The sequence below is a fragment of the Nocardia transvalensis genome (genome assembly GCF_015477765.1).
Taxonomy (GTDB): domain Bacteria; phylum Actinomycetota; class Actinomycetes; order Mycobacteriales; family Mycobacteriaceae; genus Nocardia; species Nocardia transvalensis_A.
In genome coordinates, this window is record NZ_JADLQQ010000005.1 from 251,383 (window position 1) to 268,877 (window position 17,495).

At 69.1% G+C, this 17,495-nt stretch carries 20 protein-coding genes and 1 riboswitch; of the genes, 9 read left to right on the top strand and 11 right to left on the bottom strand.

Annotated features, from left to right (window positions below; genetic code table 11):
* The first annotated feature begins 54 nt into the window (after window positions 1-54).
* On the top strand, window positions 55-1,227 hold the full coding sequence (locus IU452_RS16280) for a winged helix DNA-binding domain-containing protein (RefSeq protein WP_195109905.1): 1,173 nt from the start codon (window positions 55-57) through the stop codon (window positions 1,225-1,227).
* A gap of 443 nt (window positions 1,228-1,670) precedes the next feature.
* A complete protein-coding gene (locus IU452_RS16285; protein ID WP_195109906.1) occupies window positions 1,671-2,054 on the top strand; it encodes a tellurite resistance TerB family protein in 384 nt (127 codons plus the stop codon).
* A gap of 2 nt (window positions 2,055-2,056) precedes the next feature.
* Here IU452_RS16285 and nadC read toward each other — a convergent pair whose 3' ends face one another.
* The 3 genes from nadC to nadA all read right to left on the bottom strand — a co-directional run bounded on the left by nadC (window position 2,057) and on the right by nadA (window position 5,810).
* Window positions 2,057-2,917: a carboxylating nicotinate-nucleotide diphosphorylase gene (nadC, locus tag IU452_RS16290; RefSeq protein ID WP_195109907.1), complete on the bottom strand. Its 861-nt coding sequence runs from the start codon at window positions 2,915-2,917 to the stop codon at window positions 2,057-2,059.
* Window positions 2,918-3,023: 106 nt separating this feature from the next.
* Window positions 3,024-4,625, bottom strand: a complete 1,602-nt coding sequence (locus tag IU452_RS16295; protein ID WP_195109908.1) for an L-aspartate oxidase — start codon at window positions 4,623-4,625, stop codon at window positions 3,024-3,026.
* A 159-nt stretch (window positions 4,626-4,784) separates the two neighbouring features.
* Complete coding sequence (gene nadA, locus IU452_RS16300) at window positions 4,785-5,810, bottom strand: quinolinate synthase NadA (RefSeq protein ID WP_195109909.1); 1,026 nt, start codon at window positions 5,808-5,810, stop codon at window positions 4,785-4,787.
* Between the two features lie 76 nt (window positions 5,811-5,886).
* On the opposite strand from nadA, the gene IU452_RS16305 reads away from it, so the two are divergent.
* Window positions 5,887-6,645 carry an NUDIX hydrolase gene (locus IU452_RS16305; protein WP_195109910.1) on the top strand — a complete coding sequence of 253 codons (759 nt, stop codon included), beginning with the start codon at window positions 5,887-5,889 and terminating at the stop codon, window positions 6,643-6,645.
* Between the two features lie 78 nt (window positions 6,646-6,723).
* Here IU452_RS16305 and IU452_RS16310 read toward each other — a convergent pair whose 3' ends face one another.
* Window positions 6,724-7,920: a dipeptidase gene (locus IU452_RS16310; RefSeq protein WP_195109911.1), complete on the bottom strand. Its 1,197-nt coding sequence runs from the start codon at window positions 7,918-7,920 to the stop codon at window positions 6,724-6,726.
* Window positions 7,921-8,044: 124 nt separating this feature from the next.
* Here IU452_RS16310 and IU452_RS16315 point away from each other — a divergent pair, with 124 nt between their 5' ends.
* The gene (locus IU452_RS16315) at window positions 8,045-8,248 is read left to right on the top strand and encodes a DUF5988 family protein (protein ID WP_195109912.1); all 204 of its coding nucleotides are present in this window, start codon (window positions 8,045-8,047) and stop codon (window positions 8,246-8,248) included.
* A 4-nt stretch (window positions 8,249-8,252) separates the two neighbouring features.
* Here IU452_RS16315 and IU452_RS16320 read toward each other — a convergent pair whose 3' ends face one another.
* Window positions 8,253-8,429: a hypothetical protein gene (locus IU452_RS16320; protein WP_195109913.1), complete on the bottom strand. Its 177-nt coding sequence runs from the start codon at window positions 8,427-8,429 to the stop codon at window positions 8,253-8,255.
* A gap of 128 nt (window positions 8,430-8,557) precedes the next feature.
* Between IU452_RS16320 and IU452_RS16325 the strand changes: the two genes are divergently transcribed.
* A complete protein-coding gene (locus IU452_RS16325) occupies window positions 8,558-9,199 on the top strand; it encodes a DedA family protein (protein ID WP_195109914.1) in 642 nt (213 codons plus the stop codon).
* 10 nt (window positions 9,200-9,209) lie between these two features.
* On the opposite strand, the gene IU452_RS16330 is transcribed toward IU452_RS16325, so the two are convergent.
* The 4 genes from IU452_RS16330 to bioB form a co-directional block, all read right to left on the bottom strand.
* Window positions 9,210-9,746 (bottom strand): DUF1353 domain-containing protein, encoded by a 537-nt coding sequence (locus tag IU452_RS16330; RefSeq protein ID WP_195109915.1) that lies wholly within the window; start codon window positions 9,744-9,746, stop codon window positions 9,210-9,212.
* 113 nt (window positions 9,747-9,859) lie between these two features.
* A complete protein-coding gene (locus IU452_RS16335) occupies window positions 9,860-10,525 on the bottom strand; it encodes a DUF2567 domain-containing protein (RefSeq protein ID WP_195109916.1) in 666 nt (221 codons plus the stop codon).
* A complete protein-coding gene (locus IU452_RS16340) occupies window positions 10,525-10,734 on the bottom strand; it encodes a hypothetical protein (RefSeq protein ID WP_195109917.1) in 210 nt (69 codons plus the stop codon). Before IU452_RS16340 ends, IU452_RS16335 begins: the two co-directional genes overlap by 1 nt.
* Window positions 10,735-10,824: 90 nt before the next feature.
* Entirely contained in the window at window positions 10,825-11,850 is a 1,026-nt protein-coding gene (bioB, locus tag IU452_RS16345; protein WP_195109918.1) for a biotin synthase BioB, read from the bottom strand.
* A gap of 100 nt (window positions 11,851-11,950) precedes the next feature.
* On the opposite strand from bioB, the gene IU452_RS16350 reads away from it, so the two are divergent.
* The 4 genes from IU452_RS16350 (at window position 11,951) to IU452_RS16365 (ending at window position 15,602) form a co-directional block, all read left to right on the top strand.
* Complete coding sequence (locus tag IU452_RS16350; RefSeq protein WP_195109919.1) at window positions 11,951-12,535, top strand: TetR/AcrR family transcriptional regulator C-terminal domain-containing protein; 585 nt, start codon at window positions 11,951-11,953, stop codon at window positions 12,533-12,535.
* Window positions 12,536-12,582: 47 nt separating this feature from the next.
* Window positions 12,583-12,655, top strand: a riboswitch (cobalamin riboswitch).
* A gap of 54 nt (window positions 12,656-12,709) precedes the next feature.
* Window positions 12,710-13,744 carry a FecCD family ABC transporter permease gene (locus IU452_RS16355; RefSeq protein ID WP_195109920.1) on the top strand — a complete coding sequence of 345 codons (1,035 nt, stop codon included), beginning with the start codon at window positions 12,710-12,712 and terminating at the stop codon, window positions 13,742-13,744.
* On the top strand, window positions 13,741-14,565 hold the full coding sequence (locus IU452_RS16360) for an ABC transporter ATP-binding protein (protein ID WP_195109921.1): 825 nt from the start codon (window positions 13,741-13,743) through the stop codon (window positions 14,563-14,565). The genes IU452_RS16355 and IU452_RS16360 overlap by 4 nt, the downstream gene beginning before the upstream one ends.
* 11 nt (window positions 14,566-14,576) lie before the next feature.
* On the top strand, window positions 14,577-15,602 hold the full coding sequence (locus tag IU452_RS16365) for an ABC transporter substrate-binding protein (RefSeq protein ID WP_195109922.1): 1,026 nt from the start codon (window positions 14,577-14,579) through the stop codon (window positions 15,600-15,602).
* 3 nt (window positions 15,603-15,605) lie between these two features.
* Here IU452_RS16365 and IU452_RS16370 read toward each other — a convergent pair whose 3' ends face one another.
* Complete coding sequence (locus tag IU452_RS16370; protein WP_195109923.1) at window positions 15,606-16,751, bottom strand: alpha/beta fold hydrolase; 1,146 nt, start codon at window positions 16,749-16,751, stop codon at window positions 15,606-15,608.
* 63 nt (window positions 16,752-16,814) lie between these two features.
* Window positions 16,815-17,495 carry a dethiobiotin synthase gene (gene bioD / locus IU452_RS16375; RefSeq protein ID WP_195109924.1) on the bottom strand — a complete coding sequence of 227 codons (681 nt, stop codon included), beginning with the start codon at window positions 17,493-17,495 and terminating at the stop codon, window positions 16,815-16,817.

Below are 17,495 nucleotides of genomic sequence, written 5' to 3' on the forward strand. Positions count from 1 at the left end.
CGGCGCCAGCGAATTGATCTTCGGCCACCGCGGGACATTGGCTAGTATTCGACCATGCGTTCGATGGATGCCGCGCAGCGGCGGGCACGCCTGGCGACCAGGCATCTGCTGGCATCCCCGGCCCGGGCCGGGGATGCGGCCGCGGTGGCCGAGGCGATGGTGGCACTGCATGCCACCGATCCGGCCACGGTGTTCCTGTCGGTGGCCGCCCGCAGTCGCGGGCTGGAGCCCGCACATGTGGAGAAGGCGCTGTACGAGGATCGGACGCTGCTGCGCATGCTGGCGATGCGGCGAACGATGTTCGTGGTGCCGGTGGATCTGGTGCCGGCGCTGCAGGTGGCCGTCGCCGACGCCCTGGCCGATAAACAGCGCCGCGCCTACGGGCGCTTTCTCGAGCAGATCGTGGACGGCGATATCGGCGCGTGGCTGGCGGAGGTGGAGCAGGAGACCCACCGGGAGTTGCTCGCGCGCGGCAGCGCGACCGGGGCTCAGCTCGGCGCCGCGGTGCCGCGGCTGCGCACCCAGGTCGACACCGCGCCCGGGAAGTCCTACTCCAAGCCCACCAATATCACCACCTGGGTGCTGGTCACCCTCGGCTGTGAGGGCCGCATCGTGCGTGGCCGCCCGAACGGCACGTGGGCCAGCAGCCAGTACACCTGGGCGCCGATCGAATCCTGGTTGCCCGCAGGCGTTCCCGCCATGGCGATCGACGACGCCCGTGCCGAGCTGGTGCGGCGGTGGCTGTACGCGTTCGGACCCGCGCCCGTCGCCGACCTGAAATGGTGGACCGGCTGGACCCTGGGAGAGGTGCGTAAGACCTTGGCGCGCTTGGATATCGCCGAGGTGGAGCTCGACGGCGGCACCGGTGTGGTGCTGGCCGACGATCTCGAACCGGTGCCTGCGGCGCAGCCGTGGGCGGCGTTGCTGCCCGCGCTGGATCCCACGCCGATGGGCTGGCAGTCGCGCGATTGGTTCCTCGGCCCGCATCGTGGGGCGCTTTTCGACAGCAACGGCAATATCGGTCCGACGGTGTGGTGGGACGGCCGGGTCGTGGGTGGCTGGGCGCAGCGCAAGGACGGCGAGATCGTCTGGCGACTCCTGGAGGATGTCGGCAGCGAGGCGGGCAGGATGATTGCGGAGGAGGCCGATCGGATGGCGGCGTGGTTCGGTGACGTGCGTGCGGTGCCGCGGTTCCGGACGCCGCTCGAGCGGGAGCTGACCGCCTGAACGATCATGGTTGTGATGGAAATCACGGCCATGATCGCCGGCCTTTGCTCCGTTCACGCCGAGAGGGATGCCGCGGCGGCGGCCGCGTCCGAATTTCCGCGATGCGGCGGGTGCGCGCCTAGGACCTGCCGCGTCCGGCCGTCGAGGTCACCGGCGGGCCCGGAAGAGACGCTGAGGCAGGCCATTCCACCTGCAACGATGTTGCTTGGACATTGCCGGAATGGTCGCCATCGGGGAGCGGGTCCTGGAGCCCGGGGGCAATCGGCGACCGGTCCGGGATTCCGGGCACCGCCGCGGTCGCGGGTCTGTTAGCGTCTGGCCCGTTCGAATTCGGATTCGGGCAATGAGGCGGACCGCCCGGATGATGACTGTGTGTTGGGGGTAGTGCCTTGTCCAGAGTCGATCGTTTCGATCCGACCGGCCCACCTGCGGCGCCGGATACGATGCGAGACAGCATTTTTCGTGATGCCGCCGTCGGCGTCTGCGCGCTGGTGGGCAGCGCCGGTGCGGGTGGCGACCCGGATCGGCGGATCCGAGTGGCCGACCATATCGGGGCCGCGCCTGTGCTGCATCACTTTCCATCACGCGAGCTACGAATCCTGTTCGAGGACAACTGGCATCGGCTGATGCTGGATCCGGCCTTCGGTCGGGCGTACGTGCTGCAGCAGGTGGCCAAGGCGACCGAGCGGCCCGCGCAGGCCCGTGCCGCGGTGCGGGTGGGCCTGGAAATCGCCGGCGCCGACGGCGATGTGGATGTCCGCGGCGCGGATGCGCTGCGGGAATGCTGTCGCGTGCTGCGCCTGACGCCCGCCGAATTCGGTCTGTAGCGCTACAGGTCCAGACCGAGGTCCAGGACGCGCACCGAATGGGTGAGCGCGCCGACGGCCAGATAGTCCACGCCGGTGCGGGCATAGTCGGCGGCGACCTCGAGCGACAGCCCGCCGGAGGATTCCAGTTTCGTCTGCGGGGCGCGGGTGTCTCGGCGCTGCACCGCGGCCTGGGTGGCCCACAGCGGGAAGTTGTCCAGCAGAATCAGTTCCACGTTCTCCGCCAGCACCTGATCCAGTTGGTCGAGGCTGTCGACCTCGACCTCGCAGGCGATATCGGGCGCCAGTTCCCGCACCGCGCGCAGGGCCGCGACCACCGATCCCGCGGCGGCGACGTGGTTGTCCTTGATCAGTGCGGCATCGCCCAGGCCCATCCGGTGGTTGATGCCCCCGCCGACGCGCACCGCGTACTTCTGCAGGGCACGCAGACCGGGCAGGGTCTTGCGGCTGTCGCGGATGCGGCAGTGCGTGCCCGTCACCTCATCCACCCAGGCGGCGGTCGCGGTGGCGATCCCGGACAGGTGCGTCACCAGATTGAGCATGGTGCGCTCGGCGGTCAGCAACCCGCGCGTCGGTGCCACCACGCCGAGAACCGCATCACCCGCCTGCACCCGCGTGCCATCCGAGACCCGTTCGGTCACTTCATAATTCCCCGCGCCGATCACCTCGTCGAGAACCAGCAACCCGACATCGATCCCGGCCACGGTCCCCGCCTCCCGCGACACCATCGACGCCTTCACCACCGCCCCCTCGGGAACGGTGGCCACGGTCGTCACATCGGGCCCGTACCGCAGATCCTCCTCCAGCGCCGCCCGGATCACCCGCACCACATCGTCCCGGTCGAGCCCCGCATCCAACACCATCACAACACTCCTACTCGCTCTCGTACTGTCCGCTCCCCCTGTACTTCCCACCGCCTCACACTTCGCACCGTGTGGTCGTCATCGGGGCGGGAGACGTGCGGGGGAATCATGATGCCCTCGGGACCGTCAGGCCGGGCCAGGGGGCGGGGGTGTCGGTGGTCAGCTGCGGGCGGCCGTCGGGACCCAAGCGGACCGGGAGACTGCGGCGGAGGTCGTCGCGGGTCTCGGGATGGTCGGTGCGGGTGTGGCAGCCGCGGCTTTCGGTGCGGGCCGACGCCGCCAGCAGCAGGGCGCGGGCGGTGATGGTCAGGGCGGCGTCCTCGAGATCCGAGAGCGTCCTTACCGCGGAGTCACCGGGATGCGAGCGGAGCAACTGCAGGAGGCGGAGGACGGCGGTGCGGAGGCCGTCGCCGTCGCGGACGACCGAGGCGTGGTCGGTCATCAGCTCCTGCAAGGCTTTTCGGTGGATGCGGGGCAAGGACAACGCGGGGATGTCGGTGACGCCGGTGGGCTCACCGAGTCGTTCGGCGGCCGCGACGCCCGCGCGCTCGCCCACGACCAGGCCCTCCAGCAGGCTGTTGGATGCCAGGCGGTTGGCGCCGTGCAGGCCCGTGCGGGCGACCTCGCCCGCGGCGTAGAGGCCGGGGACGCAGGTACGGCCGGAGGTGTCGGTGACCACGCCGCCGCACTGGTAGTGGGCGGCGGGTGCGACCGGGATGAGGCCGGTGCTCGGGTCGACTCCGGCGGCCAGGCAGGACGCGGTGATCGTCGGGAACCGTTGTGCGAAACCGTCGATCGCGCGGGCATCGAGGTAGACGTGGTCGGTGCCGAGGGCACGCATGCGGGCCGCGATCGCCCGCGACACCACATCACGCGGGGCCAGATCGCCGCGCGGGTGGACCCCCGCGGTCACCGGATTGCCCTCGGAATCAACCAGAATCGCGCCCTCGCCGCGCACGGCCTCACTGATCAGTGGCCGTCGGCCCACTCCACCCGGCGTGAACAGCACGGTCGGATGGAACTGGACGAATTCCAGGTCCGCCACCACCGCGCCGGCGCGTAACGCCAGGGCGATCCCGTCGGCGGTGGCACCGGGCGGATTCGTGCTGCATGCATACAGCTGCCCGAGACCACCCGTCGCCAGCAGGACCGCGGGCGTGTGCACGACGCCGAAACCGTTGTCCGACACCGCGACAACGCCTCGCACTCCCCCAGGCCCGGTGACGATCTCGACGGCCGCGGCACCGAACAGCACCGGCAGCCCGGCCGCATTCAACGCCCGCTGCACCTCGGCACCGGTGGCATCCCCACCGGCATGGATGATGCGGCGCACGCTGTGTCCGCCCTCCCGGGTCCGGGAAACCTGGCCGTCGCGGCCCAGATCGAACACCGCGCCCAGATCGGTCAGTGCCGCCACGGCATCCCGGCCGCCCTCCACGATCGACCGCACCGCCTCCGGGTCACACAGTCCGGCCCCGGCACCGACGGTGTCGTGCACATGCGACTCCACCGAATCCCCGTGCGGCGCAACGACAGCGATCCCACCCTGCGCATATTGCGTCGAGGTGTCGGTCGGCCCGCCCTTACTGAGCGTGAGCACTCGCAAACCCCGCAGCGAGGCGGTGCGGGCCGCGGTCAACCCCGCGACCCCACCGCCGATCACCACCAGATCCGCCTCGGCTTCCCACGCAATCGTCGGCGCACTCATCGCGGCCCGCTTCCCGGAACCATCACCGGTTCCCACGGCTGCTCACCGACGGCCCTTGTTGTGTGCATAGGGCTCAGCCCCTTTCGAAGGGGATTCGCGGACTACACGCGAATCCCGTTGTGGCCGTGCATGGTTACGGCCGAAATTCGAGTTCCGTGCTCATTCCCCGCCACCGGGGTTGCCGATGGCGATCATGCGCTGCACCGACTTGCGGCCCGCGGCGGCGGTTTCCGGATCGACATGGACCTCGTCGCGGCCCTCGACCAGGCAGCGCAGCAGGGCGGCCGGGGTGATCATCTTCATGTATTTGCAGGAGGCCCGGTCGTTGACGGCCTGGAAGTCCACGCCGGGAGCGGCCTTGCGCAGCTGGTGCAGCATGCCGACCTCGGTGGCGACCAGCACCTGATTCGACTTGGCGGCCTTGGCGGCATCGATCATGCCGCCGGTCGACAGGATGTGCACCCGATCGGCCGGGAAGGCGCCCTCACCCGCCAGGTACAGAGCCGACGTGGCACACCCGCATTCGGGGTGCACGAACAGCTCCGCATCGGGGTGGCTGCGGGCCTGATCGGTCAGCTCGTCGCCGTTGATCCCCGCGTGCACGTGGCATTCGCCCGCCCAGATGTGCATATTCTCCCGGCCGGTCACCCGCTTCACATGGGCGCCCAGGAACTGATCCGGCAGGAACAACACCTCCCGATCAGGGTCGATCGAGGCGACCACGTCGACCGCATTCGACGACGTGCAGCAGATGTCGGTCAGCGCCTTCACCGCGGCCGTGGTGTTCACATACGACACCACCACCGCATCGGGGTGTTCGGCCTTCCATGCCCGCAGTTCGTCGGCGCTGATCGAATCCGCCAGCGAGCACCCCGCCCGCTGATCCGGGATCAGCACCGTCTTGTCCGGGCTGAGGATCTTCGCCGTCTCGGCCATGAAGTGCACACCGCAGAAGACGATCGTGTCCTCCGGCGCCTGCGCGGCGATCCGCGACAGCGCCAGCGAGTCGCCGACGTGGTCGGCGACGTCCTGAATCTCGGGCAGCTGATAGTTGTGCGCCAGGATCGTGGCGTTGCGCTCGCGCGCCAGCCGCTTGATCTCGCGCGCCCACTCCGGGGTCGCCTCGACACCCGTGTACCCCGAAGCACCGTCCACTACGTGCCCGGCAAGCATCATCGTCGCCATGGCATGGCTCCTTCCTCATGCGGTCGGCAACCGCGCCGATTCGCATACACCCGGTTTTCGACTTATAATCGAAAACGTGTCCCATGGTAGCACCATTCACGAATCGCTCACCGCGGTGTTCCAGGTTCGTCGCTTCCCCGACACCATCTCCGCAGGTCAGGGCGCCAGCAGGCCGGTGGATCCGCAAACTTCCCGCTGCGCTCCGGGCTGGCACACCGAACTGGCGGTGCTGCTGTGGGAGCGGGCGATGGAGCCACAGACGGGTAGCTGGTCGCTGCCCGGCGGCCGGTTGCGCGACGACGAGGACCTCGACACCTCCGCGCGGCGCCAGCTCGCCGAGAAGGTGGATGTGCGCGAGCTGTGGCATCTGGAGCAGCTGTCGGTGTTCAGCGACCCGCAGCGGGTGCCGGGCCCGCGCCGCATCGCCTCCGCGTATCTGGGCCTGGTGCCGCTGACCGCCGACCCACAGCTACCGCCGGACACCCGCTGGCATCCGGTCTCGGCGCTGCCGAACATGTCCTTCGACCACGGCACGGTCGTCCATCACGCCCGCACCCGCCTGGCCGCGAAACTGTCCTACACGAATATCGCCTTCGCCCTGGCTCCCGCCCGCTTCACCATGTCCACTCTGCGCGAAATCTACTGCGCCGCATTGGGTTACGAGGTGGACACCACCAACTTGCAACGAGTCCTCAGCCGCCGCAAGGTGATCACACCGACGGGCGCCACCGCCGCCCCGGGCAAGACCGGCGGCCGCCCCGCCGCCGTCTACCGCTTCACCGACGACGGCATCCGCGTCACCGACGAATTCGCCGCCCTGCGCCCACCGACGTGATCCCGGCCAAGAGCACGCCGGGATGACGAGTAGGGCGCACGCCGGGATGACGAGAGGGCGCACGCCGGGATGACGGGGTCAGTGTTCTCCGTCGAGTTGGTCGATGGTGGCCAGGGAGGGGCGGCGGGTGCGGCGAAGGGTGCGGGCTACATCTTCGGCGGTGCGGAGGGCGCGGACTGCGTTGTGCCAGCACAGTTTTCCGAGGTCGGGTTCGGACCAGCCGCGGGTGAGGAGTTCGGCGATCAGGGTGGGATAGGCGGAGACGTCGTCGAGGCCGGAGGTGGTGAAGGGGGTGCCGTCGAAGTCGCCGCCTATGCCGATGTGGTCTATTCCGGCCACCTCGCGCATGTGGTCGAGGTGATCGGCGATGGTGGCGACCGTGGATGCCGGGCGGGGGTGGTCGGCCTCGAAGGCGCGCTGGCACTCCCTGGCCGCGGCGCTGGTGTCGAAGAGGTCGAAACCGTGGGCGCGCATGTTCTCGCCCGCGGCCTCGACCCACGCGATCGCTTCGGGGAGAACGAATTGCGGGACGAAGGTGACCATCGCGACGCCGCCGTTGGCGGGCAGCAAGGCCAGGACGTCGTCGGGGATATTGCGGGGGTGGTCACACACGGCGCGGGACGAGGAGTGCGAAAAGATCACCGGCGCTTCGGAAACCGCGATCGCATCGCGCATGGTGTCGGGTGCGACGTGCGACAGGTCGACCAGCATGCCGAGCCTGTTCATCTCGCGCACAACCTCTTTGCCGAATGCGGTCAGTCCGCCTGCCTTCGGATCGTCGGTCGCCGAATCGGCCCAGGGCACATTGTCGTTGTGGGTCAACGTCATATAGCGCACACCCAGCTCGTAGAGGCCGCGCAGGGTGGCCAGTGAACAGTCGATACTGTGACCGCCCTCCGCGCCCAGCAGCGAGGCGATGCGCCCGTCCGCACGGGCCGATTCCATCTCGTCGGCCGTCACCGCCAACCGCAGGCGGTCCGGGTACCGCTCGGTCAGCATCCGCACGAAGTCGATCTGCTCCAGGGTGGCGCTGACCGCATGATCACCGGCCAGGCTGCTGGGCACGAACACCGACCAGAATTGGGCCCCCACTCCACCGGCGCGCAACCGGTCGAGATCGGTGTGCAGCCGAGCGCTCTGATCCGAGGCCAGATCCACGGCGTCCAGGTCGTAGCGGGCGAGGATCCGCATCGCCCACGGTAGGTCGTTGTGGCCGTCCACCACGGGGGTGCTGAGGAGGACGGCGCGGGCGCGATCGAGAAGGTCGGGCGTCATCAGTCCGTTCTATACCTCACCGTCATCGCATGCCGACGACACGCCCGGACCACGACTTCCGAGAAGGGCAGCGTCGGAACCGATTCCGCACCGCGGAACCTGTGACACGCGCCATACTCGGGGAATGACTGGAGTGAAAGCATTTCTCGAGGGCGGTCCCGCCAGCCTGGCCGAGCGCATCGTTCCGATCACACCGCCCGGCATCGAACTGAAGGTTCCGCACCGAGGCGGATACGAGCACTTCAAAGTGACGCCGCGGCACCAGGACACCGAGGAAGGCCGCTTACCGGTCTACGAATGGACCGATCGCACGGAGGTCGCGGAATAGCCGGTCACTGCTCCGCATCGCGATTGCGATGCTTGGTGCCGCGCCGATAGACCCGCTTACTCGGGACCGGCTGGGCGGCACCGGATCTGCGCAGCGCGTGCCGACGACGCCAGGCCGCGAGGTCGGCACGCTCGGCGGGCTGGGCGGCCGTGTCGAGATCGCGTCGCTGTCCCTCGGTCATCACCGAACCTCCTTCCTGCATTGATCGTCGTCAACGCCACGGTAACCGCGGGCACGAACCGTCTGCCACCGGATTTCGTGGTACCGCCCACACGGATCCTGTCCGGCATACCGGGTACCGTGACCAGCATGGACTCGCTGCTGCACCGGATTCTCGATATCGCCCCGGTGTGGGTGTATGCGATCGTGGCCCTGCTGGTCTTCGCCGAGGACGCGATCTTCGTCGGCTTCGTGATTCCCGGTGAGACGGCGGCGGTGATCGGCGGAGTGGCGGCCAGCCAGAACCACGTACTGCTGTGGGCGATGATCCTGCTGGTGGTGGCGGCGGCCATCGTCGGCGACAGCGTCGGGTACGAGGTCGGCAAACATGTGGGAACCCGCCTGCTGAACGCCTCCATCCTCGACCGCCACCGCGCCCGGCTGGATCGCGCCCAGAACTTCCTCGCCCGTCGCGGCGGCTGGGCGGTATTCCTCGGCCGGTTCACCGCCTTCTTCCGGGCCGTGATGCCCGCCCTGGCGGGGACCTCCCGCATGCCCTACCGCAAATTCCTGGCTTTCAACGCCGTCGGCGGCCTCGTCTGGGGAACCACCTTCGTCGTCCTCGGCTTTCTCGCCGGGCAGTCCTATGAGGTGGTGGCGAAGACGGTGGGCCGGACGATGGCCATCGTGGTGGTCGCCCTGCTGGCCGTGGCGCTGATCGTGTGGAAGGTGCGCGAACGTCGCCGCGAACACACTCTCGAGGCCGAATACGAGGCCGCCCACCACCGGTGAGCCGAGGCATTCACGAGGTGATCTTGGTCCGCGGTTTCGGCGGCGGTGCGATGGTGCGACCGGCCAGCCACGCCACGGCCCAGAAGGCCGATTCGACCAACCAGAACAGCAGCAACCACAGCTGAACCACGAGCACGGGGACCGCGAGGAACAGCGTCGACAACGCGATCACCAGCAGGAACAGCCCCACTTCGCGCGGGGTCGCCCCCGACAGCCGCGAGCCGGAGCGCACCCCCGCCCACATCATCCACCGCCGCGGAACCGACACCCCACAGTCGCCGAGCGCGGTGCGGAACAGCGCATCGGCGTCGGCCCGGCTTACTGCGCCCGTGCGGGACAGATAGTCGTGCAGGATCGCGGCCCGGGTGTAGGCGCCGTAGCGCGGGATCAGCCACACCAGCACGCGCGGGACCGAGGCGAAATCGGTGCTGAACCCGGCCGGGACGACGAACCGCTGATAGCGGCCGCGATATTCGATCGGCTCGCACACCCGCCACGACACGGCATCGATCTCCTCGACCACCGGACCGCTACCGATGAAGCCCACATCCACTCCCGAGACCTGCGGCGCTGCAAGCCCTGACGACCTTTCGGTTTCAGATTACGGTCCGCATGCACACAATTCGGCGCACATTCGGTCAATGTCCGGCAACCACTTGATCAGTGTGCCGAGTCTGCGTCCTGGAAGGGGGTGGTGCGGCCCAGCGCGGCGCCGTTGGAGGCCGGCGTGCCGTACGGCCCGTAGGTCACGTCGGAGGCATAGGGCCGCGCACCGATCCGGTCGGGTCCGGGTTCGCCGAGGCCGGTTCCCAGATCCTCGGAGGTCGACAGCGCGGCGAGCACCAGCACCACCAGCGAGGCCACCAGCGGCTGCACCAGCAGCGCGGTCCAGCCGGCCACGGTCGGCGCGATCTCGACGATGGTGTGCACGGCCGGTCTGACCGGCCGCGGATGCAGCCAGCGCGCCACCTGCTGACCGAACCACGACATCAGCCACGCCCCGGCCAGCGACCCGAACAGCAAGCCGCCCTGCAGAACCGGGCCGCGCACGCTGCGCAGCCGCCACACCGCGGCGGCCGTCGTCAGCCCGACGACGATGCCGATGCACACGAAGATCGCCAGCGCATCGAACCGATGCGCGCTCTCCCCCGTCAGCGCCGCCCCGCGCCCGGGTTCGAGCACCACGACCTTCTCGGTCGGGGCCAGCAGCCCCCACACTCCACCGCCGAACGCGCTGACCAGCAGGACGGCGACCACGACCCACAACGCGACGCGCACCTCACGGCGGCTCACGTCCAATCGCGCGGCGGTGTGTTGATGGGCCATCAGCGGTGTTCCAGGGTTGTGGAATCAATGATCCCGTGCCGGGAGCATTTCGCCCACCAGCCGTCCGGATTCACCTGCACGATCATCCGCCGCCCGCACTGTTCACAGAAGCGCGGGGGTTCGAGACCCAGTGCGGCCGCCGCCGGAATCGACTCCGCCAGGCCGGGAACGACCTGCTTGCCGGTGAACGGGTTGTAGCGCTGTTCCATGTCCACCACCTCTAGTCGTCCCCATTTTCGCCGGGGACCGACAATACCTGAACCGTACCGATCCGCCGGGAACCGGCGAATCACGCGTCGCTAGATCGTCTCGTTGAGGGCCTTGATCGGCATGCGCAGGTCGGACAGCAGATCCAGGTCCTGTTCGGCGGGACGGCCCAGCGTGGTCAGATAGTTGCCGACGATGACGGCATTGATGCCGCCGAGGATGCCCTGTTTGGCGCCCAGATCGCCGAGGGTGATCTCGCGGCCGCCGGCGAAGCGCAGCATGGTGCGCGGCAGCGCGAGCCGGAATGCGGCCACCGCCTTCAGCGCCTCGGCCGCGGGCAGCACCTCCAGATCCCCGAACGGGGTGCCCGGGCGCGGGTTGAGGAAGTTCAGCGGCACCTCGTCGGGCTCCAATTCGGCCAGCTGCGCGGCGAATTCGGCGCGCTGCTCGAGGGTCTCGCCCATGCCGAGGATGCCGCCGCAGCACACCTCCATCCCGGCCTCGCGGACCATGCGCAGCGTGTCCCAGCGCTCTTCCCAGGTGTGGGTGGTGACCACGTTCGGGAAGTGGGATTTGGCGGTCTCGAGGTTGTGGTTGTAGCGGTGCACACCCATGGCGGCCAGCTGATCGACCTGATCCTGGGTGAGCATGCCCAGCGAGCAGGCGATCTGGATGTCGACCTCGTTGCGGATGGCCTCGACGCCGGCGGCGACCTGCGCCAGCAGCCGCTCGTCCGGGCCGCGCACGGCGGCGACGATGCAGAATTCGGTGGCACCGGTCTTGGCGGTCTGCTTGGCGGCCTCCACCAGGCTGGGGATGTCGAGCCACGCCGCGCGCACCGGGCTCTGGAACAGGCCCGACTGCGAACAGAAGTGGCAATCCTCCGGACAGCCACCGGTTTTGAGCGAGATGATGCCCTCGACCTCGACCTCCGGGCCACACCAGCGCATCCGCACCTCGTGCGCCAGCGCCAGCAACTCCTCGAGCCGCTCATCGTCGAGCCGCAGCACCTCGAGGGTCTGTTCCTGGGTCAGTCCGACGCCGCGCTCGAGCACCTGCTCGCGGGCGATGGCGAGAATGTCGCTGTCGACTTCGGTCCGGACCGGTGCCTGAGTCATGCGCGCGAATCCCTTCGTTCGGCCGGGTGGCCGTGCAACTTGAACGGTGTTCAGGCTAGGATAGCGGCACAAGTGAGTCAAAGCACAAGGGGACTTTCCATTGCAGCTGCACCGGGCGGATGTGGTCGACGGGGCCATCGCCATTCTCGATCAGTACGGTCTCGCCGATCTGACCATGCGCCGGCTCGCGACCTCGCTCGGTGTGCAGCCGGGTGCGTTGTACTGGCATTTCCCGAACAAGCAGGCATTGCTGGGGGCGGTGGCCGACCGCATCCTCGCGCCCATGGACGAGGCGGTGGCGACCGAGGACTGGGCCGAGCAGATCGGGGAGCTGGCGCATCGGATGCGCTCGTGCCTGCTGTCCTACCGCGACGGCGCGGAACTGGTGTCGGCGACCTATGCCTCGCGGCTGACCACCAGCAAGGGCCGGGAGCGGCTCGCGAGCGCGCTGATTCGCGGCGGCATGACCAGCGAGGCGGCCGACCTGGGCGCCTACACGCTGCTCTACTACGTCCTCGGCGAGACTGTCGACGAGCAGTCGCGCATGCAGATGGATTCGGCCGGCGCACTCGCGGAGGAGTCCTCGCCGCTGTACGAGGACACCAGCGCCACCGAGCGTTTCGACTTCGGTCTGCAGCTGTTCCTCGGCGGGGTGCGGCACCTGTTGGGCGACCGGGTGCGATGACCGGACAAACCGGGCGGTAGAGTTCGTCCGTCCTGCTCGGCGGGTGCGGGAATCCGGTGTGAATCCGGAACGGTCGCGCCACTGTGACCGCGCGGCACGAGTGCCCGCGGAAGTCAGACCTCCCTCGCCGAGTGCCGCTCTGAGAGGTCGCGAGGTGCCTGTGGAGTATCGACGATGATCCGCGCGCGGACATCGATCGTGATCCCCGTGCTCGGGGTATTGCTGGCGTGCGCCATGGTGGTGGCGACCGGGTTCGGGGCCGAGAACCTGCCCACGGCCACGGTGTTCGACGTGTTGCGCAACCATGTGACCGGCGCGGTCACCGCCGACCCGGGTATCGACACGATCGTGTGGCAGCTGCGGGTGCCGCGCACGGTGCTGGCCGCGGTGGTCGGCGCCGGACTGGCGCTGGCCGGTGCGGCCATGCAGACGCTGGTACGCAACCCCCTCGCCGATCCCTATCTGCTCGGGGTGTCCTCGGGGGCGGGCGTCGGTGCGGCCGCGGTGATCACCTCCGGATTCCTCGCCGGGGCCGGGGTGTGGGCGCTGTCGGGCGGAGCGCTGGTGGGTTCGTTCGCCGCGACCGCGATGGTGTTCGTGATCGCGCTCGCGCAGGGTGGCCTCACTCCCCTGCGGCTGGTGTTGACCGGCACGGTACTCGGTTCGGCATTCGCGGCGCTGAGCAGCTATCTGATCTTCCGCAGTTCCGATCCCGCTGCCGCGCAACGGGTTCTGTTCTGGTTGCTCGGCAGCCTGTCCGGCGCGGATTGGACGCGGATCGGGCTGCCCGCCGGGGTGGTCGCCGCGGCCGCGGTGGCGCTGCTGGCGGCGAGCGGGTGGCTGGATGCACTGCACGTCGGCGCGGACACCGCAGCCTCGGTGGGTGTGCCGGTGCGGGCGCTGCGGATCGGGCTGTTCATCGGGCTGGCGGTACTGGTCGGCGTGCTGGTGGCGGTATCGGGCGGGATCGGATTCGTGGGTTTGGTGGTGCCGCACGCCGCGCGGCTGCTGGTCGGCTCCCCGCATCGGACGCTGCTGCCGGTGTGCGCGCTGTGCGGGGCGCTGTTCCTGGTGGTGGCCGATGCGGCGGCACGAGTGCTGGTGCGGCCCACCGAGGTTCCGGTCGGGGTACTGACCGGGCTGATCGGCGCCCCGGTGTTCCTGCTGTTGATGGGCCGCCGCCACTACCGATTCGGGGTGTCGGGATGATCCTCGAGAAGGGTCCGGCGGCAGACGCTCTCACCGCCGAGGGACTGGCATGTGTGCGCGGGCAGCGGACGGTACTCGCCGGGGTGAGCTTCACCGTTCGCGCGGGAGAAACGATCGGCATCGTCGGGCCCAACGGCACCGGTAAGACCACGCTGCTGCGCACTCTGGCCGGGCTGAGCCGCCCGGCCGCGGGACGGGTCCTGGTGAACGGCGAAGACCTGCACCGGCTTTCGCCGAGGCGGCGGGCCCGCACCGTGGCGGTCATGGCGCAGAACGAGCAGCCACCGGCCGACCTTCTCGCGCGCGAGGTGGTCGCGTTGGGGCGCACACCGTACCTGCCCCCGTGGGGTGCGGGCAGCCCGCGCGAACGGCAGGCGATCGAAACGGCGCTGCAGGCGGTCGATCTCGACGGCTTCGCCGATCGGCCGGTGCATCGGATGTCCGGGGGCGAACGGCAGCGCGTCCTGCTGGCCAGGGCATTGGCCCAAGCCACTCCCCTGCTGCTACTGGACGAACCGACCAACCACCTCGACATCACCCACCGGCTCGCACTGCTGGAACTGGCCCGCTCGCTCGACCGCACCGTGGTGCTGGCCATGCACGATCTGGCGCTGGCCGACCGCTATTGCGACCGCGTGCTGGTCGTGCACGACGGCACCACGGGGCCGCTGGAACCGCCGGACATCGCGCTGCGGCCCGAGATTCTCGAGGCGGCCTTCGGTGTGCGCGCGGCGCGGGTCCGCCACCCCGATACCGGCGAAATGCACCTGCTGCTCGGCGCGTGGGACAGGAAGAAAGCATGCGAGACCAGCAACACATGAGAAGGGCGACGATGAGGCGATCAATTCTGGTATCTGCCGTAGCGGCAATGGTTTCGGTGGTGACGGCGTGTGGCTCGTCCACCGTGGCCGAGGGAAATCTCACCGTGCGCAACTGCGGGGAGGACGTGCGGTTTCCGTCGCCCGCGAAGCGGATGTTCGTCAATGACGGGAATCTGATCTCCATGGCATTGGCATTGGGGGCGCAGGATTCGGTGGTGGCGGTGTCGAGCCTGCAGCGCGATGCCGACACGCTGCGCCGGCACTACGGGGATGTCGTGGATCGGCTGAAACAGGTTGCGCCGGAATATCCCTCGCGCGAGACGGTGCTGGCGCAGCGGCCGGACGTGATGGTGGCCGGATGGAGCTACGGCTACGACGAATCGAAGGATCTCACGCCGGACTCGTTGCGCAAGAACGGGGTCGCCGCCTACGTGCTCACCGAGAGCTGCCGACAGCGCGAGGGCGACAAGCCCCGCGGCATCGTCGATCCCTGGACAGCACTGCGCACCGATCTGACCGATCTGGGCGCCATCACCGGCCGCACCGACCGCGCCACCGAGCTCACCGCCGATCTGGACCGGCGCCTGGATGCACTGCACCGGGCGCCCCGGGGCGAGCGCGCACCGACCGTCTTCGTCTTCGACAGCGCGAGCGACACCGTATTCTCGAGCGGGAAATTCGGTGCACCACAGGCGATCCTGGACGCGTCCGGCGCCCGCAATGCGCTCGACGACGTCGCCGACACCTGGACCGCGGTGTCGTGGGAGCGGTTGGCCGCCGCCGACCCGGACGCCATCGTCTTCGTCGATTATCCGAAGCAGTCCTTCGACCAGAAGGTGGAGCTCTTGCGCGCCAAACCGGGAATCAACCGGCTGCGCGCGGTCACCGAACAGCGATTCCTGAATCTGCCGTACGCGCTGTGGACGAGCGGACCGCTCAATATCGATGCCGCCGAACAGATCCGGGCACAGCTGGAGCGCTGGAACCTCCTGCCGCCCTCGGATATTCGCCCGCAGGCCGACGACACGGTTCGCTGACCGTCATCGGGCGGAGACAAGTTCCTGAGCGTTGATCTGACGCACGAACGGCACGATCTGCTGGGCGATGACCTTGTTGTATTCGCCCGGCTGCTGCCGCGGGTTGGCGTGGCCGGTGGTGCGGGTCAGCACCACCAGCAGGGTGCCGTTGATGCCGCCGACCTGCTCGATCAGCACCCGGTGGGTGTAGGCGGGGTCGACGATCGAGTCGCGCTCGGGATTGTGCGGGCGGATGAACGCGATGGCCGGGCGCGATTTCCCGGCGGCGGGTTTGGCCAGCGCCCGCAGATCGTCCACGGCACCGCCCGCCACGATCGCCTTGAACTGCGCCTCGATCAGGCCGTTGCTCGCGACGTCGCGGTTGAAGATCTTCTGCTCCAGCACATCGCTCACCGCGCGCTTCAGCCCGACGACGCGAATGCCCGGCGGCGAACTCCCGTAGTCGATGAATCGGTCACGGCGCGTGTAGGTTTCGGCGATGAAGCGCAGGGTACGGCTCTCTCGGGCGCCCGGCATCCAGCCGGTCCAGCGCAGCAGTTCCTCGCCCTGGTCGCGGCTTTCCGGGCGGACCGCGTCCAGGTTGATCGGCGTGCAGTCCAGGATCACCCCTGTCAGCCTCTTCGGGCTGCCGGTATGGATGTGCTTGCCGACCTCGAGCGCGATCACTCCGCCCATGCTGTGCCCGACCAGCACGATGTTGTCGATGTTCGCGGCGTCGGTGACCTTGACGATCAGGTCGCTGATCACCTTGATGTCGATACCGGTGTTGTCGTAGCGCACCGCCCACACCGAACCCAGCTGGCCCAGCGACGGCAGCGCGCGGGCGGTCTCGGAGGCGTCGAGTGAGCCCAGTCCGACCAGGTCGAAGACCGCGGTGTTGCGCACCTGCGGGGTGGCGGGGGCGGCGATCGGGAAGACCGCGGGTTCGGTGCGGGCCAGGCGCGCCCGTTCCGGGGCGATGTCGCCGGCCCAGTACTGGGCGAACAGGGTCAGGACCACGATCGGGGCGATGACCAGCCGCAACAGCACCAGGCGGGTGCGGCGCAGCGTCTTCCAGCCGTACCCCAGCCCGGTCTCGGCCAAGCGGGCTTTCCGCCGCGCATCGTCGTAGTCGGCGACGGTGGACGGGTGCCGGTCCGCAACAAGCATCCCTATCCACTGTAGGGGCATCCCGGCCCCGATGATCATCAGCCGGGCCCGACCTGTGTCGGTTCAGCCGAGGTAGCGCGCGGACCAGTCGGGCAGGAACCAGCTCGGGGCGGTGTCGGCGAATCGCTCGGGCGCCCAGCGGCCCGCGCCCTCGGGGAGGACGCCGACGATGTCCACTCCGGTGACCGACGGCAGGTCGGTGCGGTTGCATTCGGAGGCGATATCCGGTGCGGTAGGCCAGGATCCGATCACCAGACCGGCGCAGCGCACGCCCGCCGCGGCGAGGGCGCGGGTGGTGAGTTCGCTGTGGTTGAGGGTGCCCAGACCCGCGGCAGCGACCACCAGCACGGGGGCGCCGAGCTTCTGCGCCAGGTCGAGCAGGGTGAACTCCCCGATCCTGACCAGCAGTCCGCCCGCGCCCTCGACCAGGGTGAGATCGGCGTCGGAGAGGGAGTCGACCGCGGCCACCGTTTCCGCCAGCGTCAGCAGCGGCCGCCCGCAGCGGCGGGCGGCGGTGTCGGGAGCCAAAGGCTCTGGGTAGCGGGCCAATTCGAGGGTTCGGGTGACTCCGGCGAGCCGCTGCACCTCGGCCAGATCGCCGGGTTCGCCGGGTTCGACGCCGGTCTGGGCCGGTTTGCACACCGCCACCGTGCGTCCGGCCGCCCGGGCCGCGGCGGCCAATGCGGCCGTGGTCACGGTCTTACCGACCTCGGTGGAGGTGCCGGTCACGATCAGGAAACTCAC

What these genes read in the sequence shown, in the direction of transcription:
- IU452_RS16280 (WP_195109905.1), top strand. Translation starts at nt 55, where the DNA reads ATGCGTTCGATGGATGCCGCGCAGCGGCGGGCACGCCTGGCGACCAGG.
- IU452_RS16285 (WP_195109906.1), top strand. Translation starts at nt 1,671, where the DNA reads ATGCGAGACAGCATTTTTCGTGATGCCGCCGTCGGCGTCTGCGCGCTG.
- nadC (WP_195109907.1), bottom strand. Translation starts at nt 2,917, where the DNA reads ATGGTGTTGGATGCGGGGCTCGACCGGGACGATGTGGTGCGGGTGATC.
- IU452_RS16295 (WP_195109908.1), bottom strand. Translation starts at nt 4,625, where the DNA reads ATGAGTGCGCCGACGATTGCGTGGGAAGCCGAGGCGGATCTGGTGGTG.
- nadA (WP_195109909.1), bottom strand. Translation starts at nt 5,810, where the DNA reads ATGGCGACGATGATGCTTGCCGGGCACGTAGTGGACGGTGCTTCGGGG.
- IU452_RS16310 (WP_195109911.1), bottom strand. Translation starts at nt 7,920, where the DNA reads ATGACGCCCGACCTTCTCGATCGCGCCCGCGCCGTCCTCCTCAGCACC.
- IU452_RS16315 (WP_195109912.1), top strand. Translation starts at nt 8,045, where the DNA reads ATGACTGGAGTGAAAGCATTTCTCGAGGGCGGTCCCGCCAGCCTGGCC.
- IU452_RS16320 (WP_195109913.1), bottom strand. Translation starts at nt 8,429, where the DNA reads ATGACCGAGGGACAGCGACGCGATCTCGACACGGCCGCCCAGCCCGCC.
- IU452_RS16325 (WP_195109914.1), top strand. Translation starts at nt 8,558, where the DNA reads ATGGACTCGCTGCTGCACCGGATTCTCGATATCGCCCCGGTGTGGGTG.
- IU452_RS16335 (WP_195109916.1), bottom strand. Translation starts at nt 10,525, where the DNA reads ATGGCCCATCAACACACCGCCGCGCGATTGGACGTGAGCCGCCGTGAG.
- IU452_RS16340 (WP_195109917.1), bottom strand. Translation starts at nt 10,734, where the DNA reads ATGGAACAGCGCTACAACCCGTTCACCGGCAAGCAGGTCGTTCCCGGC.
- bioB (WP_195109918.1), bottom strand. Translation starts at nt 11,850, where the DNA reads ATGACTCAGGCACCGGTCCGGACCGAAGTCGACAGCGACATTCTCGCC.
- IU452_RS16355 (WP_195109920.1), top strand. Translation starts at nt 12,710, where the DNA reads ATGATCCGCGCGCGGACATCGATCGTGATCCCCGTGCTCGGGGTATTG.
- IU452_RS16360 (WP_195109921.1), top strand. Translation starts at nt 13,741, where the DNA reads ATGATCCTCGAGAAGGGTCCGGCGGCAGACGCTCTCACCGCCGAGGGA.
- IU452_RS16365 (WP_195109922.1), top strand. Translation starts at nt 14,577, where the DNA reads ATGAGGCGATCAATTCTGGTATCTGCCGTAGCGGCAATGGTTTCGGTG.
- IU452_RS16370 (WP_195109923.1), bottom strand. Translation starts at nt 16,751, where the DNA reads ATGCTTGTTGCGGACCGGCACCCGTCCACCGTCGCCGACTACGACGAT.